At 72.1% G+C, this 17824-nt stretch carries 15 protein-coding genes, 1 tRNA gene and 1 pseudogene; 5 read left to right on the top strand and 12 right to left on the bottom strand.

Annotated features, from left to right (window positions below):
* Positions 1 to 170: 170 nt before the first annotated feature.
* From mshC to GPA10_RS36565, 4 genes are all read right to left on the bottom strand, one after another.
* Positions 171 to 1400, bottom strand: a complete 1230-nt coding sequence (gene mshC, locus GPA10_RS36580) for a cysteine--1-D-myo-inosityl 2-amino-2-deoxy-alpha-D-glucopyranoside ligase (RefSeq protein ID WP_157169173.1) — start codon at positions 1398 to 1400, stop codon at positions 171 to 173.
* Positions 1401 to 1538: 138 nt separating this feature from the next.
* Positions 1539 to 2495 (bottom strand): SCO1664 family protein, encoded by a 957-nt coding sequence (locus GPA10_RS36575; RefSeq protein WP_157169172.1) that lies wholly within the window; start codon positions 2493 to 2495, stop codon positions 1539 to 1541.
* The gene (locus tag GPA10_RS36570) at positions 2459 to 3049 is read right to left on the bottom strand and encodes a DUF3090 domain-containing protein (RefSeq protein ID WP_058851738.1); all 591 of its coding nucleotides are present in this window, start codon (positions 3047 to 3049) and stop codon (positions 2459 to 2461) included. The genes GPA10_RS36575 and GPA10_RS36570 overlap by 37 nt, the downstream gene beginning before the upstream one ends.
* A gap of 67 nt (positions 3050 to 3116) precedes the next feature.
* Positions 3117 to 3803 carry a histidine phosphatase family protein gene (locus tag GPA10_RS36565; RefSeq protein ID WP_058851737.1) on the bottom strand — a complete coding sequence of 229 codons (687 nt, stop codon included), beginning with the start codon at positions 3801 to 3803 and terminating at the stop codon, positions 3117 to 3119.
* 211 nt (positions 3804 to 4014) lie between these two features.
* Here GPA10_RS36565 and corA point away from each other — a divergent pair, with 211 nt between their 5' ends.
* A complete protein-coding gene (gene corA, locus GPA10_RS36560) occupies positions 4015 to 5013 on the top strand; it encodes a magnesium/cobalt transporter CorA (RefSeq protein ID WP_157169215.1) in 999 nt (332 codons plus the stop codon).
* A gap of 34 nt (positions 5014 to 5047) precedes the next feature.
* Here the strand turns inward: corA and GPA10_RS36555 are convergent, their stop codons facing one another.
* Positions 5048 to 5836, bottom strand: a complete 789-nt coding sequence (locus GPA10_RS36555) for a hypothetical protein (RefSeq protein WP_058851736.1) — start codon at positions 5834 to 5836, stop codon at positions 5048 to 5050.
* Positions 5837 to 6226: 390 nt separating this feature from the next.
* Complete coding sequence (locus tag GPA10_RS36550; RefSeq protein WP_157169171.1) at positions 6227 to 7288, bottom strand: LLM class F420-dependent oxidoreductase; 1062 nt, start codon at positions 7286 to 7288, stop codon at positions 6227 to 6229.
* Between the two features lie 167 nt (positions 7289 to 7455).
* On the opposite strand from GPA10_RS36550, the gene GPA10_RS36545 reads away from it, so the two are divergent.
* Both GPA10_RS36545 and GPA10_RS36540 read left to right on the top strand, forming a co-directional pair.
* Complete coding sequence (locus tag GPA10_RS36545) at positions 7456 to 8445, top strand: aldo/keto reductase (RefSeq protein ID WP_157169170.1); 990 nt, start codon at positions 7456 to 7458, stop codon at positions 8443 to 8445.
* The gene (locus tag GPA10_RS36540; protein ID WP_343041721.1) at positions 8442 to 10874 is read left to right on the top strand and encodes a helix-hairpin-helix domain-containing protein; all 2433 of its coding nucleotides are present in this window, start codon (positions 8442 to 8444) and stop codon (positions 10872 to 10874) included. The genes GPA10_RS36545 and GPA10_RS36540 overlap by 4 nt, the downstream gene beginning before the upstream one ends.
* A 371-nt stretch (positions 10875 to 11245) precedes the next feature.
* On the opposite strand, the pseudogene GPA10_RS36535 reads toward GPA10_RS36540, so the two are convergent.
* Positions 11246 to 11983, bottom strand: a pseudogene (locus tag GPA10_RS36535) (hypothetical protein); the annotation flags it as partial.
* Positions 11984 to 12030: 47 nt separating this feature from the next.
* On the opposite strand from GPA10_RS36535, the gene GPA10_RS36530 reads away from it, so the two are divergent.
* Positions 12031 to 12219 carry a DUF5703 family protein gene (locus GPA10_RS36530; RefSeq protein ID WP_016641768.1) on the top strand — a complete coding sequence of 63 codons (189 nt, stop codon included), beginning with the start codon at positions 12031 to 12033 and terminating at the stop codon, positions 12217 to 12219.
* Positions 12220 to 12427: 208 nt separating this feature from the next.
* Here GPA10_RS36530 and GPA10_RS42100 read toward each other — a convergent pair whose 3' ends face one another.
* The 3 genes from GPA10_RS42100 to GPA10_RS36515 form a co-directional block, all read right to left on the bottom strand.
* Positions 12428 to 13318: a chaplin gene (locus GPA10_RS42100; RefSeq protein ID WP_214660355.1), complete on the bottom strand. Its 891-nt coding sequence runs from the start codon at positions 13316 to 13318 to the stop codon at positions 12428 to 12430.
* Positions 13319 to 13524: 206 nt separating this feature from the next.
* Positions 13525 to 13758, bottom strand: a complete 234-nt coding sequence (locus tag GPA10_RS36520; protein WP_058851731.1) for a chaplin — start codon at positions 13756 to 13758, stop codon at positions 13525 to 13527.
* Positions 13759 to 13948: 190 nt separating this feature from the next.
* Positions 13949 to 15292 carry a M20/M25/M40 family metallo-hydrolase gene (locus GPA10_RS36515; protein WP_058851730.1) on the bottom strand — a complete coding sequence of 448 codons (1344 nt, stop codon included), beginning with the start codon at positions 15290 to 15292 and terminating at the stop codon, positions 13949 to 13951.
* A gap of 178 nt (positions 15293 to 15470) precedes the next feature.
* Here GPA10_RS36515 and GPA10_RS36510 point away from each other — a divergent pair.
* Positions 15471 to 15555 (top strand) — tRNA-Leu (locus tag GPA10_RS36510).
* On the opposite strand, the gene GPA10_RS41970 is transcribed toward GPA10_RS36510, so the two are convergent.
* Positions 15537 to 16013 carry a hypothetical protein gene (locus GPA10_RS41970; protein WP_198351808.1) on the bottom strand — a complete coding sequence of 159 codons (477 nt, stop codon included), beginning with the start codon at positions 16011 to 16013 and terminating at the stop codon, positions 15537 to 15539. The two genes, GPA10_RS36510 and GPA10_RS41970, sit on opposite strands and share 19 nt — an antisense overlap.
* Before the next feature lie 5 nt (positions 16014 to 16018).
* Positions 16019 to 17215, bottom strand: a complete 1197-nt coding sequence (locus GPA10_RS36505; protein ID WP_198351807.1) for a recombinase family protein — start codon at positions 17213 to 17215, stop codon at positions 16019 to 16021.
* Positions 17216 to 17824 lie beyond the last annotated feature (609 nt).

Here is a 17824-nt window from a genome sequence, read left to right as displayed (position 1 = left end):
ACCGCGGAACCGCGGCGCCGGGCGGAGTCCTTCCCGCCCGGCGCCGCTCTTCACATCACGTCCCGGTCATCGGCTCACCGGACATCACGTCCCGGTCGGCGGCTTAACAGACGTCGCGTCCCGGTCGGCGGCTCACCGGCGCGTCGCGGCGCGGCCGACGCGCCGGCACGTCAGAGCGCGACGCCGAGGAGCGCGTCCACGGCGCGGGACACGACGCCCGGCGCGCCCTCGTCCGTGCCGCCGTCGGCGGCCTGCCGGGCGGCCCAGCGGTCGACGGCGGCGAGCGCGGCGGGCGCGTCCAGGTCCTCGGCGAGGGCCTCGCGGATCTCCTCGACGAGGGTCTCGGCCGCGGGCCCGTCGGGCCGGGACACGGCGGCGCGCCAGCGGGCGAGGCGCTCCACGGCGTCCTGGAGCACCTGGTCGGTCCACTCCCAGTCGGAGCGGTAGTGGTGCGAGAGCAGGGCGAGGCGGATCGCGGCCGGGTCCACGCCGTCGCGGCGCAACCGGGAGACGAAGACCAGATTGCCCTTGGACTTGGACATCTTGGCGCCGTCGAGACCGACCATCCCGGCGTGCACATACGCCTTGGCGAAGGGGTGTTCGCCGGTCAGGGCCTGCGCGTGCGAGGCACCCATCTCATGGTGCGGGAACGCCAGGTCGGAGCCGCCGCCCTGCACGTCGAAGCCCATGCCGAGGTGGTCGAGGGCGATCGCCACGCACTCGATGTGCCAGCCGGGCCTGCCGCGGCCGAGGGAGGCGCCGTCCCAGCTCGGCTCGCCGTCGCGGGCCGCCATCCACAGCATCGGGTCGAGCGGGTTCTTCTTGCCCGCGCGCTCCGGGTCGCCGCCGCGCTCGGCGGAGAGCAGCCGCATGGCGGCGGCGTCCAGGCCGGACACCTCACCGAAGTGCGGGTCGGACTCGACGGAGAAGTAGACGTCGCCGTCGAGCTCGTAGGCGGCGCCCATGTCACGCAGCCGCTCGACGAGCGGGACGATGCCCGGTATCGCCTCGACGGCGCCGACGTACTGCTGCGGCGGGAGCAGCCGCAGGGCGGTCATGTCCTCGCGGAACAGCGCGGTCTCGCTCTCCGCGAGGTCGGCCCAGTCCTTGCCGTCGCGCTTGGCACGCTCCAGGAGGGGGTCGTCCACGTCCGTCACGTTCTGCACGTAGTGAACCTGCCGCTTGGTGTCGAGCCACACGCGCTGCACGAGGTCGAACGCGTTGTAGGTCGCCGCATGACCCATGTGGGTCGCGTCGTACGGCGTGATGCCGCAGACGTAGATGCGGGCGACGGGACCGGGGTCGAGGGTGACGAGGCCACCGGTCGCGGTGTCGTGGATCCGGAGGTCGCGGCCCTTGCCGGGCAGGGCGGGTACCTCAGAAGCGGGCCAGGCATACATGCCTTGAGCGTAACCGGATGCGCCATCCACATACGACCCGGGGCAACGAGATCTTCCACAGGTTTGCGCTGCCCACGCAGGGGGCAGCGCCTTGTGCGCGCCTCGTGCGCCCCTGCTACACCGGCGGCCACGGAATGGCTACACCGGCGGCCACGGAATAGCCGGCCACTCCCCCGAGGGCGCCGGATGCCGTCCCGAGGCGAGCAGCGCGGCGACGCGTCCGCGCACCGCGTCCACCTCGGCGGGGGTCAGCAGCTCCCCGAGGCGCCCGGCGAGCGGTGCCCCGGCGGCGAGCGCCTCCCGCAGCGCGCCGAGCGCCGTGACCGCCTCGTCGGGCAGCTTCTCGCCCGCCCAGCCCCACAGGAGCGTGCGCAGCTTGTCCGCCACGTTGAACGTGACGCCGTGGTCGATGCCGAAGAGCCGCCCGTCGCGTCCGGGCAGGAGGTGCCCGCCCTTGCGGTCCGCGTTGTTGATCACGGCGTCGAGCACGGCGAGCCGCCGCAGCCGCGCGTCGTCCGCGTGCACGAGCAGCGCCGTCCGGCCCTCCTCCACCTGGGCGTACCCGATGGCCTTCCAGCCGTCGCCGGGCTCGTCGCCCTCGACGAGGGCGAGCAGTTCCGCACCGGCCCCGCCGTCGCCGTCCGCACCGCCCACGCCGTCGCCGGCACCCGGGGCCGGGGCGTCGTCCGTCCCCGGAGCCGCGCCGCCGTCGGTCCCGCCAGCCGCGGCGTCGTCCGCTTCCGGAGCCGCGGCGTCCGCGCCGTCCCCGGCCTCGATCCACAGCTGGACCATGCCCTCGCCGTAGGGCCCGTCCCGCAGCACGGTGGGCGGCACCAGCCCCCAGCCGAGCGCCTCGGAGACCTCGTAGGCGGCGACCTCCCGCCGGGCGAGCGTCCCGTCGGGGAAGTCCCACAGGGGGCGCTCCCCCGCCACGGGTTTGTAGACGCAGGCTGCGGTCTGCTCCTCGTACGCGATAGTGCAGTACAGCACCGCGTTCGAGGCCTCCCGGATCTGTCCGCGCACGGTCAGTTCACCGCGGGTGAGCAGTTCCACGGGGGTCACGCTCCCCGCCGGTATCCGTTCTGGCGCGGGCATACGTGTCCTTCCGGGTCGAGCGGGAGGCTGCACAGCGGGCACGGCGGCCGGCCCGCGTTCACGACGTCGAGTGCGCGCTTGGCGAAGGCCCTGGCCTGGGCCCCGGTCAGCCGTACGCGGAGCATCGGGGGGCCGTTCTCCTCGTCCTGCAGGAGCTTCTCCTCGGCCTCGGCGAGGTCCTCCTCGGAGTCCGCGTCCAGCTCGACCAGGGCCTGCGCCTCGACGATCATGCGCTCTTCGTCGCCGTCCCAGGCGAGCGCCATCGTGCCGACCCGGAACTCCTCCTCGACGGGCGCGTCGAGCGGAGCGCTGTCGGCGACCTCGGCGGGCGCCACCGCGGGCACGGCGGCGCTGCCCCCGCTGCGCCGGACGACCTCGTCGAGCAGTTCCTCCATGCGTTCGGCGAGCGCGGCCACCTGGGTCTTCTCCAGGGCGACGCTGGTCACGCGGACCCCCGCGGACGCCTGGAGGAAGAAGGTACGCCGACCGGGGAGTCCGACGGTTCCGGCGACGAAGCGTTCCGGCGGGTCGTAGAGGAACACCTGACGGGACACGTCCTGTCTCCATTGGAATCGACTGCATGTACTTGGCGTGACCACTGCACCCTACTGCGGGCGACGATCACGGTGCGCCCGCATCGCCCCCGACCTGAGCATCCGTGCTCGCGGGCGCGTCGCGCGGGGCCAGCGAACCGAAGTCCCCGGTGTCCCCGAGACGGACGAGGAACGGGCGCAGGCGCGTGTAGCGGATCGCCGTGACCGAACAGGGCTCCACGGAGATGCGCTGGAACAGATCCAGGTGCAGCCCGATGGCGTCGGCCACCAGGGACTTGATGATGTCGCCGTGGGAGCACATCAGATAGACGGCGTCGGCGCCGTGATCGCGCTCCACGCGCGCGTTCCACTCGCGTACGGCCTCCGCTGCGCGTGTCTGCATGGCGCGCATGGACTCGCCGCCGGGGAAGGCCGCGGCGGACGGATGCTGCTGTACGACCTCCATCAGGGGCTCGTCCGCGAGCTCGGCGAGCTTGCGGCCCGACCAGTCGCCGTAGTGGCACTCGCCGATGCGGTCGTCGGTGTGGACGTCGAGTCCGGGGCGGGCGGCGAGCAGCGGCGCCAGGGTCTCCTGGCACCGCTGGAGCGGGCTGGTGACGACCTCGGCAAGCGGCAGCGCGGCCAGTCGTCCGGGCAGCGCCGCGGCCTGCCCGGAACCCCGCTCGTCGAGGCCGACGCCGGGCGTCCAGCCGGCGAGCAGGCCCGCGGTGTTGGCCGTCGAGCGTCCGTGGCGCACAAGGATCAGCGTGGGCATGCGGGCCAGCCTAAGCGGTGGGCCCGCGGGGCCGGGCAGCCGTAGGCAGCACGCCAAGAGGACGCCGACCACGAAGGCGCCGGCCACGAGGACGCCAGCCGAGCGGGGCCTGCCGGGCGGGCGAACGCTGAGAGGGTGCGCGAGAAGACGCGAGGGTGCGTAAGAAGACGCGAGGGTGCGTAAGAAGCTGAGGCTGGGAACAATGCAGAACATGATCGTGGACTGCGCGAGCTACCGCCACGGCCACCGCACGGAAGGGCCGAAGGACTTCTCCGACGCCCTGGACGAGGCGCGGGCCACCGGGGACGCGTTCGTCTGGATCGGCCTGCACGAGCCGACGGCGGACGAGTTCGACCTGGTCGCCAAGGAGTTCTCGCTGCACCCCCTGGCGGTGGAGGACGCCCTGAAGGCCCACCAGCGGCCGAAGCTGGAGGTGTACGACGACTCCGTCTTCGTGGTCCTCAAGCCGGTGGTGTACGACCAGGACAACGACACCGTGTCGTCCGGGGAGCTCATGATCTTCATGGGCGACTCCTTCGTGGTGACGGTCCGGCACGGCCAGGGCGCGCCGCTCAGCTCCGTGCGCCACCGCCTGGAGGCGGAGCCCGACGTGCTCGAACACGGCTCGACGGCCGTCCTGTACTCCATCGCCGACGCCGTCGTCGACCACTATCTGGAGGTCGCCGCCGAGCTCCAGACGGACCTGGAGGTCCTGGAGGCGGAGGTGTTCTCACCGGACGTCGGCGGCTCGCGGAGCTCGGCGGCGCGGATCTACCAGTTCAAGCGCCAGATCCTGGAGTTCCGGCGGGCCACGGGACCGCTCGCGATGCCGATCGCGCGCCTCGCGGGCGTGAACCCCTACGGCCGCGCCGTGCCCTTCGTGGACGAGTCGGCGCAGCCGTATCTGCGGGACGTCAGTGACCACCTGACGCGCGTGAACGAGTCCGTGGAGGGCCTCGACCGCCTGGTCTCCGACATCCTCTCGGCGCATCTGGCGCAGATGAGCGTGCGCCAGAACGACGACATGCGGAAGATCTCCGCATGGGCCGCCATGGCCGCGGTGCCCACGATGATCGCGGGCGTGTACGGCATGAACTTCGAGCACATGCCGGAGCTGTCCTGGGGGTGGGCCTATCCGGCGGTGATCCTGCTCATGGCCGTCCTGGAGGTCGCCCTGTACCGCACGTTCAAGCGCCGGGGCTGGATGTAGGCTCTGGGGCTCCTCAGGTAGGCCCTGGGGCTCCTCAGGCGAACTCGGGTGCCGAGGTGGCCGGGCCGCCGAGGGCGTCGCGCCGCTGCGGCATCTTCAGGGACACCATCCGCCGCCAGCCGCCCACCCGCTCGAACCCGTGCAGGCCGTGGATGCCCGCCGCGAGCGTCCTCGCCTTGGTCGGGGACCAGCGCAGGATGCGGCCCATGTGCTCCATGACGGCGAGGCTGACGTCGCGGTAGACGCCGATCTCGACGAGCGCGCACTCGCGCAGCGTCCGCTGGATGGCGCGACCGTGTCCTGCGTACGCGAAGCGCAGCAGCTCCTCGTGGCAGTACGCCAGGTGGTTGTCCTCGTCGTTCGAGATCATCTTGACGGCCCTGCCGACCTCCGGGTGGTGCCCGAAGTACTTGCGGAGCATGTCCATCTGGTCGGCGGCGCGCTGTTCGGTGACGCGGCTGTGCGCGAGGTACGTGATGATGTCCTGCTCGGTGAGCGGCTCGTCGGCGCGGAGCTTCTCGTGGGCGAGACCGATACCGTGCCTCTCCAGGAGCATCGTGTAGTCGGTCTCGTGCGGCACTTCGACCGGTTCCAGGCCGCGCTTCCTCAAGAGCGCGTGGAAGATCCGCCCGTGCTTGTCCTCGTCGGCACCGTGCCGGGCGATCTTGGGCGCCAGCAGGCGCCGGCTGTCCGGAACGAGCGCGGCGATGCGCCCGTTCTCCCAGCCGCCCTGGGCCTCACCGCTGGCCGCGATGGAGCAGAACAGCCGGAACGACTCGTCGTTGTCGAGGATCTCCTGGAAGAGACTCCTGGCCGAAAGCATCGCAGGCACCTCCATGCCGTCACTGACCGCGCGGACCTCGCGAGAAGCGTGCGCGGACTTCCGCAAAGAACGAGTCAAATGCGCAGTGCGGCAGGAGGCAACACGTGTACGCGTCAGCTCCACCGAACGAAGGAACCAGCGGGCGGCAGAAAGGCTCGGACGGCCGAACGGGGCCCGGCGCTCCGGCCCGGACGGAGGGGCCCCGGAGCCGTAACCGGAGGGCTCGCCACGGCGTTGTGCTCGATGACGGCCGTGGCGGGGAAGACCCCCCGAGCCCCCACCACGGCCGCGAACACTCCGCCATGCGAGTCCAGCTCGCTACGCGATTCGAGCTCGCTACGGGATTCCGGCTCGGTACGCGATCCCAGCTCGGTACGCGATTCCGGCTCGCTATGCGATTCCAGCTCGCTCCAGGGCCTCGGTTCCCGCGCGCAGCGCCGCAAGCCGCTCGTCCAGCGTGAAGCCCGCGGGCGCCAGGGTGAGCGTGGTGACACCGACCTCCGCGTAGGCACGCATCCGGTCGGCGATGCGGTCCACGGAGCCGAGCAGCGTGGTGGAGTCGATCAGGGACTGCGGCAGTGCCGCGGCCGCGCCGTCCTTGTCACCGGCCAGATACTTGTCCTGGACCTCGGCGGCTTCCTTCTCGTACCCCATCCGCTGCGCGAGCTTGTTGTAGAAGTTCTGCTTCCTGCTGCCCATGCCGCCGACGTACAGGGCCGTGTACGGGCGGAACACGTCGGCGAGCGCCCGGATGTCGTCGGCGCCGTCCTTGCCGAGCGCCAGCGGCAGCGTCGGCACCACGTCGAAGCCCTCCATCGTTCTGCCCGCCTTCTCCCGGCCCGCGCGCAGCGGCCTCAGTGCGGTCTCCTCCAGGTGCTCGGCGGCCGGGAAGACGAGAAGCGCGCCGTCGGCGATCTCGCCGGTCTGCTCCAGGTTCTTCGGGCCGATCGCCGCGATGTACAGCGGGATGTGCTCGCGCTGCGGGTGGACGGTCAGCTTGAGCGGCTTGCCGGGACCGTCCGGCAGCGGCAGCGTCCAGTGCTCGCCGTCGTGGCTCAGCCGCTCCCGGGCCATGGCCTTGCGCACGATGTCGACGTACTCGCGCGTGCGGGCCAGCGGCTTGTCGAACCTGACCCCGTACCAGCCCTCGGAGACCTGCGGTCCCGAGACGCCGAGTCCGAGACGGAAGCGCCCGCCGGACAGCGAGTCGAGGGTCGCCGCCGTCATCGCGGTCATCGCGGGCTGGCGGGCGGGGATCTGGAAGATCGCCGAGCCCACGTCGATGTGCTCGGTCTGCGCCGCCACCCAGGACAGCACGGTGGCCGCGTCCGAACCGTAGGCCTCGGCCGCCCAGCACACCGCGTAGCCCAGCTTGTCGGCCTCTCTGGCGACGGCGAGGTTGTCCGCGTCCATCCCCGCGCCCCAGTAGCCGAGGTTGATCCCGAGCTGCATGGCCGAATCCCCTTACCCGTGAGTAACGTTCTGGTTCCGGGGACTGTAGCGCGCGGGCGGGGCTTCCGTCAGGGGCGCTTGCCCGTACGGGTGGCCGAGTTGTCCACAGTCGATGGTTTGTCCACACGCCCGCCCGGTGTGGATCTGTGGCCGATAATCTCGCGGCCATGGAGCAGAGGCATCTCGGCCGAACAGGTCTGCGCGTGTCCCGGATCGGGCTCGGCACTCTCACGTGGGGACATTCCGACGAGCTCGGTGAGAACGACGCCGCCGACCTGCTGAAGGTCTTCTGGCAGGCGGGCGGCACCCTCGTGGACACGGCCGACGTGTACGGCGACGGGGAGGCCGAGTACCTCCTCGGGCGGCTCGTCGAGCGCCTCGTGCCGCGGCGCGATCTGGTCATCGCGACGAAGGCGGGCAGTGTGCCCGACCCCTTCCGCCGCTTCGACGGCTCGCGCGGCCATCTGCTGTCCGCCCTCGACGCCTCCCTGGCCCGCCTCGGCACCGACCACGTCGACCTGTGGCAGGTCCACGCCTTCGATCCCGACACGCCCCTGGAGGAGACCCTCCAGGCCCTGGACATCGCCGTCAGCAGCGGCCGCGCGCGCTACGCGGGCATCTCGAACTTCAGCGGCTGGCAGCTCGCCAAGGCCGCGACCTGGCAGCTCGCGGCGCCAGGCACCCGCACCCGCCTCGCCAGCACGCAGATGGAGTACTCCTTGCTCCAGCGCGGCGTCGAACGCGAGGTGCTGCCCGCGGCCCTCGACCTCGGCGTCGGCCTGCTGCCGTCGTCCCCGCTCGGCCGCGGTGTCCTGACCGGCAAGTACCGCAACGCGACACCCGCCGACTCGCGCGGCGCGTCCGAGCAGTTCGCGCCGTTCGTCGAGCCGTATCTCGACGACGCCGCGAGCCGGGTCGTGGACGCCGTCGCGATAGCGGCGGACGGCCTCGCCGTCACGCCTCTGCAAGTGGCGCTCGCCTGGGTGCGCGACCGCCCCGGAGTGGCCGCCCCGATCGTCGGCGCGCGCAACGCGCAGCAGCTCACGGCCGCGTTGTCAGTGGAGACCCTTAGTCTTCCTGACGAGATCTGCCGGGCCCTCGACGACGTGTCGGCGCCCGTGCACCGCTACCCAGACCAGGACTGGAGCACGCTGTGAGTACGGAGTCCGCCGCCGCGGAGGTCGCCGAAGCCGAGGCCCGGGAGGCCGGGGCCCCGGGCCAGGCAGAGGGGACCGCACCGGAAGCCGGGGGTGCGGGGGGCCCGCGGGGGGTCGAGGACTCTGGGGGCGGGGACCCCGGAGGCGAGGACTCCGAGGCCGGGGACTCCGAGGGCGGCGTGGCCGAGGCTGGGGACGGGGCAGAGGTGGCCGGGGCCGACGCGGAGGATGCCGTCGCCGGTGCCGACGCCGACGGTGGGGGCGCCGGAACTGCCGAGGAAGGCGAGGGCGGCGAAGCGAGCGGCGAAGGGGACGGGGAGGCTGCGGCTTCCCTGTCCGAGGCTGAGGCCGAGTTGGCCGCGCAGCGGGAGCTGCGGGAGCGCATCGAGGAGCGCAAGGCCGCCAAGAAGGGCCCGGTCGCGGCCGGTACGGCGCTCCAGGGCACGGCCGCCGACCTGCTGGCGGCGGTGCGTGCCGTGGAGAGCGGCGAGAAGCCCGTCGCCTCGGCGTTCCACGAGCCCGAGGCGGCCGCGCCGCGCAGGCCCGCCCCGGCCCCCGAGCCGGCCCGCCGCCCGGTGTCGGAGGCGTCCGCCGCCGTCGCCGAGCCCGCGGCGGAGACCGTCGAGGCCGTGTCGGCCGTGCTGACGGAGGGCGGGGCTCCCGCGGCGCTCGCGGCCCGCACCGCGGCGGTGCTCGGCGAGGGCGCGGGCGACGTGCTCCGCGCCGACCCCTGGCAGCTGCTGCGCGTGCCCGGGACGCGCCTGGAGCAGGCCGACGGTTTCGCGCGGGCGCTCCTCGGCCCGGACTGCGGCCCGGGGGACGAGCGCAGGGGCACCGCTCTCACGGTGTGGCTGCTGGACCAGGCCGCGCTCGCCGGGCACACGGCGCTCACGTCGGCCGCGCTCGGCGCCGCCCTCGGGCAGCGCGGGGTGCCGGATCCGGAGGCGGCGCTGGAGCGCGCCGTCGCGGACGGCGAGGTGCTCGTCTTCCAGGACGCGCTGGACGCGGGCCCCGGAGCTGTCCCGGCCCCCCGCGCCACGAGCGGTGAGAACGCCGAGGGTGCCGAGGAAGAGGAAGTGGCGGTGCCGGTCCAGGTCCTGCTCGGCCTAGAGCAGTACGCCCTCGCGGAGGAGAGCCTGGCCGACGGCCTCGCCCGGGTCCTGAACTCCCTGCCGAAGGAAGACGCTCAGGGCCCCTCCGCCGCCGAGTGGGAGACGGCGGCGAGCCGGGCCTCCGGCTCCGCGGCCGAGCTGATCCGCGCCGTCGCCGGACACGGCCTCGTGCTGCACACCGGCGGCGAGGAGGCCCGCGCCGAACCCGCCGCCCTGCTGACGGCGGCCCGCGCGCTGGGCCTGCGGGTGTGCGCGGCCGCACACGGCCCGGACGGCCGGCGGAGGCTCGCGGAACGCCTGGGCGGCGACGCGGACGGCGCTGGTGACTCCGACCGGCCCGGTGACGGAGAGGCCTCCGACGCGGCCGTCACCGTGGCCGGGCTGCTCTCCGGGCGCCAGGGGCCGGGGCGCGACGCGGACGGCGCGTTCGCCCTCGACCTCCTCGTGGTCCTGGACGCCCCCCAGCTCGACGTGGAGACGGCCGCGACGCTCGTCGAGTCACTGCCGGACGGGGCCAGGCTGGTGCTCAGCGGCGACCCGGGCGTGCTGTGGTCGGCGGGGCCCGGCAGGGTGTTCGCGGACCTCCTGGCGGCCCGCTGCTGCCCGCAGGTCGTCTCGCGCACCCCGGACCCGGGCCCCCTCGGCGAGCTGGTCTCCGGCATCGGCGTGGGCGAGCTGGTCCAGGTCGAGGCGCCCGGTAAGGAGGTCGTGATCGTCCCGGTGCGGGACGCGGCCGACGCCATCCACCGCACGGTGCAGCTGGTCGCGGACTCGGTGCCGCGGGCCATCGGCGTACCGGCGGAGCAGACGCAGGTCATCACGCCCGGCCACGGCGGGGCGGCGGGCACGCGGGCGCTGAACACGGCGCTGAAGGAACGGCTCAACCCGGGCCCCGGCCGGTTCGGCGGCTTCGACCCGGGCGACCGCGTCGTCTACGCCCCGGTGCCGGGTCGCACGGCGTTCGGCCGGGTCGTCGGCGCCGACCCGCAAGGGCTGCGCCTGGACTGCGAGGGCGCCTCCGTCGTCGTACCGAAGGACCGGGTGGAGCAGGCGGTGCGGCACGCCTGGGCCGCCACCGCACATCAGGCGATGGGCCGTCGCTGGCCCGCGGCGGTGGTGGTCCTGCCGGGCGACGCGGCCGCGGCCCTGACCCGGCCGTGGATCTACTCGGCGTTCGGCCGGGCCGAGCGTCATCTGTCGGTGGTGCAGGGTGTCGCCCAGGCGCTGCCCCAGGCGGTCGCGGAGCGGCCCGCCAAGGAGCGCACGACCCGGCTGCGGACGTTGCTGCGCCCACAGCAGCCGCAGGCGGAAAGCTAGACCGGCCCACCGGCCCGCCAGACCGCAGGCCCGCCAGCCCTCAGTGCTGTGCCCGTGGTGCCGTCCACCAAGACGGGACCACGGGCACAGCCCACACCTCTCAGGCGCCATGCGGGCACCGGCACCGGCATCGGCGCTGGGCCCCGACCCGGTCAGAACCGACCCGGACCGACGCAACCCGGACCGGACCGCCCCGCCTCGCCCCGGACCGGACCGGCACCAAAGCCTGTGCGCTAGCCGACGCCCCCGCTCTTCCCCCGCTCGACGACCTCGATGTCATCCGTTCCGTCGGCGTCATCGGCGTGGTCGGTCTCATCGGTGTCGTCGGTGCCATCGGCGTCGTCGAGGTCGTCCTCCAGGGGCACGACCTCGTCCGGATCGAAGAGTTCGGCGTCGATGTCCGGATCGAGGTCGGGATCGAGGTCCGGGTCGAGATCGGAGTCGGCGTGCCCGCGGGTCCGCGCCGGGCGCGCCCCCCTGTCGTCGGCCTCGTCGAGGCCGTCGGTCTCGTCGTCGAAGACCGCGCTGACGTCGAAGCGGCAGACCACACGCTGAGTGTCGGGCTGGTCGAAGGGCGACTCCAGCCACTCCCCGGGCTCGGCGGGCTCGTCCGCGGCGGTGACCCACAGCGTGGAGTCGCCCTCCTCGAGGCCGAACTCCTTGTGCCGGGAGGCGATCTCGTCGGGTTCGAACTCGCCGAAGAGGAGTCCGAGCGCACCCGGCACGGTGCCCGCGAGGCGGTCCGACTCGGCGTCGTCGTCCGCGGCCTCGACCCGCTCGGCCTGGGCGATGAGCCGCTGCGGCTCCACGACTGCGTAGTCCCGCCGGATCAGCACGCTCAGGGCGTTCGGCCCCGCGGGCCCCTGGTACGGCGGCAGGGCGTCCTCCGCCCCCGGGATCTCGAAGGGGGTGACCTCGTCGTACCGGTCGTAGAGCAGTTCGTCGTACGCCTCAGCGGCGGCGGCCAGCTCGTTGAACGCCTCATAGACGTCGGGATCGTCCTCGCCCGACCTGCGTTCGACCGTCGCAAGGTGGCGGTCGAGCGCGGTCTTGACCGCCTCGGCGGCGGCGCGTACCTCGGCAGCGGTGGGCTGCGCAGCATCAGACATAGTGCAGACGCTATCCGTACCGGGCCGGTGCCCGCACAATAGATGCGATGCCGGAATACGAATTTGTCGACGTGTACGTTCCGCGCGGGGTGTCCCGTAAGGAGGCCACTCGTCTGCTGACCGACCACGCAGAGTACGGACACTGGGAGTTGGACCGTCTCAGCCTGCATGCCGACGGCAGTCGTCGGGTGCGGCTGCGGCGGCGCATCATCCGCCAGGTGCGAGCCACTTGGTGACGTGCGGCCGGACGGAGGCGCGGATCGCCGGACGGAGCGTCCGACGGGCCCGGTCGCCGGGCCGACGGCCGGGCGGCTCGTCGGTGTGCAAACGGAGCGGGCCCCGCGATCGCGGGGCCCGCTCCGTTGTGCCCGACGGCCGGAGCACGGTCAGAGGACCGGCACCCGCCGCCGCGTGCCGGGCGCGCCGACCGGCGGCCCGCTCACGTCAGGCACGTGCCCTCCGGTAGAGGACGGTGCCCGCGAGCAGCATGCCCGCGCCCACCGGGAGCGCGACGCCGAGCGGCAGGGTGCCGCCGGTCTGCGCGAGCTGGTCCTTGCCCTCGGGCGGCACGACCATGTGGGCGACCGGCGTGTTCGCGTCGCCCGCCCGGTCCGGCTGCTCCCCCGCGGGCTTGTCCGGCGAGCCGGGCTGCTCGGGCTTGACCGGGGTCTCCGGGTTGCCGGGGTTGCCCGGCTCCCCCGGGTTGCCCGGGTTCCCCGGCTCACCGGGGTTGCCCGGGTTGCCGGGCTCACCGGGCTCACCAGGGTTACCGGGCTCTCCCGGCTCACCGGGGTTGCCGGGCTCACCGGGTTCACCGGGGTTGCCCGGCTCTCCCGGCTCCCCGGGCTCCCCGGGCTCCCCGGGCGGGTTGGAGCCGTGGTCGTGGCCGGACTCGTTGGTGCACTCGTTGGCGAGGGCGGGGTTGCCGACGCCGACCACGCTGACGCTGTTGCCGCAGACGTTCACGGGGACGTCCACCGGCAGCTGGATGTTGTTGCCGGAGCCCACACCGGGTGAGCCGCTGGCGTGCCCGTCGGCTGTGGAGCCGCCGCCCGAGGGCTTGCCGCCGTGGTCGCCGCCGTGGTGGCCGCCGGATTTGTTGGCACAGCTGTTGCCCATCGCGGGGTTCAGGAGCCCGACGACGTTCACGGTGTTCCCGCAGACGTTGACGGGGACGTTCACGGGAAGCTGGACGGAATTGCCCGACAGCACTCCGGGAGAGTCCGAGCTGCCGCCGCGGGCGTTCGAGTCGGCCTGGGCGTAACCACCGGTGACCGCGAGCACGCCGGTGGCGGCCGCAACGGTGATCAGGCCTTTGCGCGTGACCTGTCGCATAGCTTGTTCCTGCCTTGCCTTCCGGAAATGCGCACGGGCCCAGTGCGCCGTGCGCCCAATGCCCGTCGGCCCCGGAGTGCTCCATGGGCACTCCGGGGCCGACGGACTGCACGCCCCAAAGGGGCGAGACCCCTCAAGAAGCGAACCCCTCAGGGCGCTGGGCCCTTTACGGGGTGAGGCCCCTCACGGGGTGAGGCACAGCGGCGTCACTTGTTGACGCAGTAGTTCCCGAAAGCCGGGTTGAGCACCCCGATCACGGAGATCGTGTTGCCGCACGCGTTCACCGGCACGTGCACGGGAACCTGCACGGTGTTGCCCGAGACGACGCCCGGGGAGCCCACAGCGGCGCCCTGCGCGCCGGCGTCGGCGGAAGCGATGCCCGCACCCGCGAGCAGCAGTCCACCGGTGGCTACCGCAGCCGCGACGACCTTCTTGATCATTTTTCCTCCTAGTTGGCAATGCGATCCCAGCCGCGGACCGCACCACCTGTAACGAGGGGGAATGGTGGGGGCTACGTGGACAAACCTGCTTTCACTCGTTCCGGTCAACTGCGCACGCGCAGGCGATTGTTGAAGGCCCGTACCGGACCGAAGTCCGGACCGGGCCGAAGTCCGGACCGGCCGCCCGCCGTCAGGACGCGTCGATGAACCGGTCCAGGACCCGCACGCCGAACTTCAGACCGTCCACCGGCACCCGTTCGTCGACGCCGTGGAACATGCCCGCGAAGTCCAGCTCCGGCGGCAGCTTCAGCGGCGCGAAGCCGAAGCCCCGGATGCCGAGGTCGTCGAAGGACTTGGCGTCGGTGCCGGCCGAGAGCATGTACGGGACGGCCCGTGCGATCGGGTCCTCGGCCTGGAGCGCCGACTGCATGGCGTCCACGAGCGCGCCGTCGAACGTGGTCTCCAGGGCCTTGTCCGCGTGCACGTCCTCGCGCCGGACGTTCGGACCGAGGATGCGGTCGAGGTCGGCGAGGAACTCTTCCTCGTACCCGGGCAGGAATCGGCCGTCGACGTGCGCGGTGGCCTGCCCCGGGATCACGTTCACCTTGTAGCCGGCGCCCAGCTGCGTCGGGTTCGCGGTGTTCTGCAGCGAGGCGCCGATCAGTTTGGCGATGCCGCCGAGCTTGGCGAGCGTGGCGTCCATGTTCTCCGGGTCGAGCTCGGTGCCGAGGGCGTCGCCCAGCTCGTCGAGGAAGTGCCGCAGCGTCTTGGTGACACGGATCGGGAACTTGTGCCGCCCGAGCCGCCCGACGGCCTCCGACAGCTCCGTGATCGCGTTGTCCTTGTGGATCATCGAGCCGTGGCCGGCGGTGCCGTCCACGGTGAGCTTCATCCAGTGCATGCCCTTCTGGGCGGTCTCGACGAGATAGAGGCGCAGGTTCTCGTTGACCGTGAAGGAGAAGCCGCCGACTTCGCTGATCGCCTCGGTGACGCCCTCGAAGAGCTGCGGGTGGTTGTCCACCAGGTGACGCGCGCCGTACGTGCCGCCGGCCTCCTCGTCGGCGAGGAACGCGAGCACTATGTCGCGCGGCGGCTTGCGGCCGCTGCGCAGCCGGTCCCGGACGACCGCGAGGGTCATCGCGTCCATGTCCTTCATGTCGACGGCGCCCCGGCCCCACAGGCACCCGTCCGCGATCTCCCCGGAAAAGGGGTGGTGCGTCCAGTCCTGGGCATTGGCCGGTACGACGTCCGTGTGGCCGTGGATGAGCAGCGCGGGCCGCGAGGGGTCCTCGCCCTCGATGCGCGCCACGGTGGAGGCACGTCCCGGATGCGATTCGAAGATCTGCGGTTCGAGCCCCACCTCCGCGAGCTTCTCCGCGACGTACTCGGCCGCCTTGCGCTCCCCCGGGCCCGAGTGATCCCCGTAGTTGCTGGTGTCCATCCGGATCAGGTCCCGGCACAGGTCGACGACCTCGTCCTCACCGGTGACGGCCCGCGCCCCGTTCGCCCTGCCGCCCGTGGTCGGCTCGCTCACGCTGTTCCTCCCGCTGTTGCACTTACGGTCCCTCCCATCCTCCCGCGCCGTGCCCCCGGGCCCAAGGCCCGACGCCGCTCGTCATACGCCGTTCACCCCCGGGGCCCGTGTGATCAGGGGCCCTCGAATGTTTGCTATGGTTTTCCACGTCGCCGCGGGAAACCGCGACAGACCACCGGTCCGGGTGGCGGAATGGCAGACGCGCTAGCTTGAGGTGCTAGTGCCCTTTATCGGGCGTGGGGGTTCAAGTCCCCCCTCGGACACCGACTGGTAGCCCACGGGTTGCCGAAGAGTGCTGGTCGAGATACATCTCGACCAGCACTTTCTGTTTCCCGGAGTCGTAGGTGAGGGCGAGCCCGAGCTGACGGTAGATCTCCGCCTTGTCCGCGGCTTCTGCCTGGCGGACGACGGCGGCCAGGTCGCTGATGGAGCGTACGAGCCGGGCGATCTCGTCTCGGGTCATCCGGGAGCCGGGGCCTTGGGGCGTGGTGCGCAGTCCGGCTTCGGCGCGGGCTTTGCGGGCCTGTGTCTCGGTGATCCATTGGGTGACGAGGGCGGGGTCGGCGCCGGCTTCGAGCGCTGCCCGGTGGGCAGCGAGTTTGGCGTCACAGTCGGCGATCACTGTCCGGGCGGCTTCAGTGGCACCTTTCTCATCGTTGGCGAGGGGCGCGGCACCGGCCATCAGGTCGACGGTGTCGTCGAGGCGGTGCGGCAGGAACACTTTGCTCAGCCATTCGTCGAGCGGTGGGAGGATCCACGTCTCGCGCAGGTAGACGTTGCGGGGGTGGTGGATGTTGTTGGCGAGGGCGTACTCCTCGGGGAAGCGGCATCGGTAGTACGCCTCGTCGTGCGCCCAGTGCCCTTGCATCTTGCGCCCGCACAGGGCGTGGGTGAGTGCGCCCCGTAGGACGTAGAGGTTCTGGGTTCGTGCGACTCCGTGGGCGGGTCCGGTGCGGGTGCGGGAGGCGAGGATGTCCTGGGCCTGGGCGAAGATCTCGTCATCGATGAGGGGGGGGTGTGCGCGATGCGCTGGGAGACGAGCCATTTGTCTTTGGTGTTCCAGCGCAGCGTGGTGGTGTAGCCGAGGGTGACGTCCTCGGTGTCCAGCAGGCTTTCGTGTTTGTGCTGTCGATTCCAGACCTGGCGGCCGGTGTAGCGGGGGTTGGTGAGGATCGCGCGGACGGCGCTCTTGGACCAGGCCCGTGTGTCGCGGTGCGGGTTGCGTGCCGGGTCGTGTGCGGAGGGGCTGGGGATCTGGTCGCGGGTCAGGCCTTCGGCGATGGCGAAGATCCCGAGCCCGCGCAGGTACTCGGTGAAGATCCGTACGACGACGGGAGCGGCTACGGGGTCGGGTTCCAGGCCGTGCAGACGCTTGCCGGTGGCGGCCTTGCCGGGGTTGGGGTGCGGGCCCCGGTCGGCGAGCCGATAGCCATGAGGAGGGCGTCCGCCGAGGTAGCGGCCTTCGACGAGGGTCTGCGAGGCCATGGCGGAATGCACACGGATCTTGATGCGGTTGCGCTCGCCCTTCGACATCCCGCCGAAGACGGACATGATCAGGTCGTGCGCTTCGTTGTCCGGGTCGATGGCTCCGCCGACCTCCGGCACCCACAACGGGACGCCGTAGTGAGTGAAGAGCGGGAACGTGTTGCCGAACTGCGTTCCGTAGAAAGCACGTTGTGGTTCACCGATCACGACCGCGTCGAAGCCGCGCCGCGGGTCGGCCAGCGCGGCCAGGAGCGCCGAGGCCCTCGGCCGCCGTTTCCAGGGCAGGGCGCGGGTCTCGCCGATGTCGAAGTATTCGGCGACGATGACACCCCCGAGCGGTTCGATCAGCGTTTGGGCCCGGCCGAGCTGCCACAGACGCGACGCTTCGGGGTCCTGCTGGTCTTCGGTGGACACACGCCCGCAGAAGGCGAATCTCATGCCCTGGCTCACGGCTGCAGGTGGTACGGGCGGAGTCTGGTTCCAGGCAAGCAACCAGGAGGGGAGATCATCGTGGGGCGTCACCGTGGTGCTCTTCCTGCTGGTGGCCGATGTGGTCGTCCAGGGATAGCTCGGCTCTGGGAAGAGAGCCAGTCCGCGCGAGATGACGCTTCACCATGCGAAGAAGCACTGCGGCAGCTGACGGGGTCAGCTCGGGGCCCTGCCCGGGGACGACGACCTGAATGACAGCGGATTCTTCCTCGCAGCGGCGAGGCCGGCTCACGGGCCGGCCCTCGGGCAGCGGTCCCGCGCGGTCTCCTGGCAGCCGGGAGCGCAATCGCTGGCCCTGGACAGCAGGGTCTTCATAGCGTGTGCGGCTTGGTGGGGGACGACGCTGTTGCCGAGGAGCCGGAGTTGAACCGCGCGGGAGAGGTCGGGGCGCCGGTGACGTGGCCGTCTAGGTCGTGTCTTCAATTGATCTTGTGTGCTGGATCATGGTCGGGTGATACGTCGCCATGAACTGTCCGATGCCGAGTGGGAGTTCGTCCGGCCGCTGCTGCCTGTGTCCTTGCGGGGGCGGAAGCGGCTGGACGACCGAAGGGTCCTGAA

The sequence above is a fragment of the Streptomyces typhae genome (assembly GCF_009755605.1).
GTDB lineage: Bacteria > Actinomycetota > Actinomycetes > Streptomycetales > Streptomycetaceae > Streptomyces > Streptomyces typhae.
The sequence above is the reverse complement of the archived record's forward strand: the minus strand, read 5'-3'. Positions and strand labels throughout refer to the sequence as shown.

What these genes read in the sequence shown, in the direction of transcription:
- mshC (WP_157169173.1), bottom strand. Translation starts at nt 1,400, where the DNA reads ATGTATGCCTGGCCCGCTTCTGAGGTACCCGCCCTGCCCGGCAAGGGC.
- GPA10_RS36575 (WP_157169172.1), bottom strand. Translation starts at nt 2,495, where the DNA reads ATGCCCGCGCCAGAACGGATACCGGCGGGGAGCGTGACCCCCGTGGAA.
- GPA10_RS36565 (WP_058851737.1), bottom strand. Translation starts at nt 3,803, where the DNA reads ATGCCCACGCTGATCCTTGTGCGCCACGGACGCTCGACGGCCAACACC.
- corA (WP_157169215.1), top strand. Translation starts at nt 4,015, where the DNA reads ATGATCGTGGACTGCGCGAGCTACCGCCACGGCCACCGCACGGAAGGG.
- GPA10_RS36555 (WP_058851736.1), bottom strand. Translation starts at nt 5,836, where the DNA reads ATGCTTTCGGCCAGGAGTCTCTTCCAGGAGATCCTCGACAACGACGAG.
- GPA10_RS36550 (WP_157169171.1), bottom strand. Translation starts at nt 7,288, where the DNA reads ATGCAGCTCGGGATCAACCTCGGCTACTGGGGCGCGGGGATGGACGCG.
- GPA10_RS36545 (WP_157169170.1), top strand. Translation starts at nt 7,456, where the DNA reads ATGGAGCAGAGGCATCTCGGCCGAACAGGTCTGCGCGTGTCCCGGATC.
- GPA10_RS36530 (WP_016641768.1), top strand. Translation starts at nt 12,031, where the DNA reads ATGCCGGAATACGAATTTGTCGACGTGTACGTTCCGCGCGGGGTGTCC.
- GPA10_RS42100 (WP_214660355.1), bottom strand. Translation starts at nt 13,318, where the DNA reads ATGCGACAGGTCACGCGCAAAGGCCTGATCACCGTTGCGGCCGCCACC.
- GPA10_RS36520 (WP_058851731.1), bottom strand. Translation starts at nt 13,758, where the DNA reads ATGATCAAGAAGGTCGTCGCGGCTGCGGTAGCCACCGGTGGACTGCTG.
- GPA10_RS36505 (WP_198351807.1), bottom strand. Translation starts at nt 17,215, where the DNA reads ATGAGATTCGCCTTCTGCGGGCGTGTGTCCACCGAAGACCAGCAGGAC.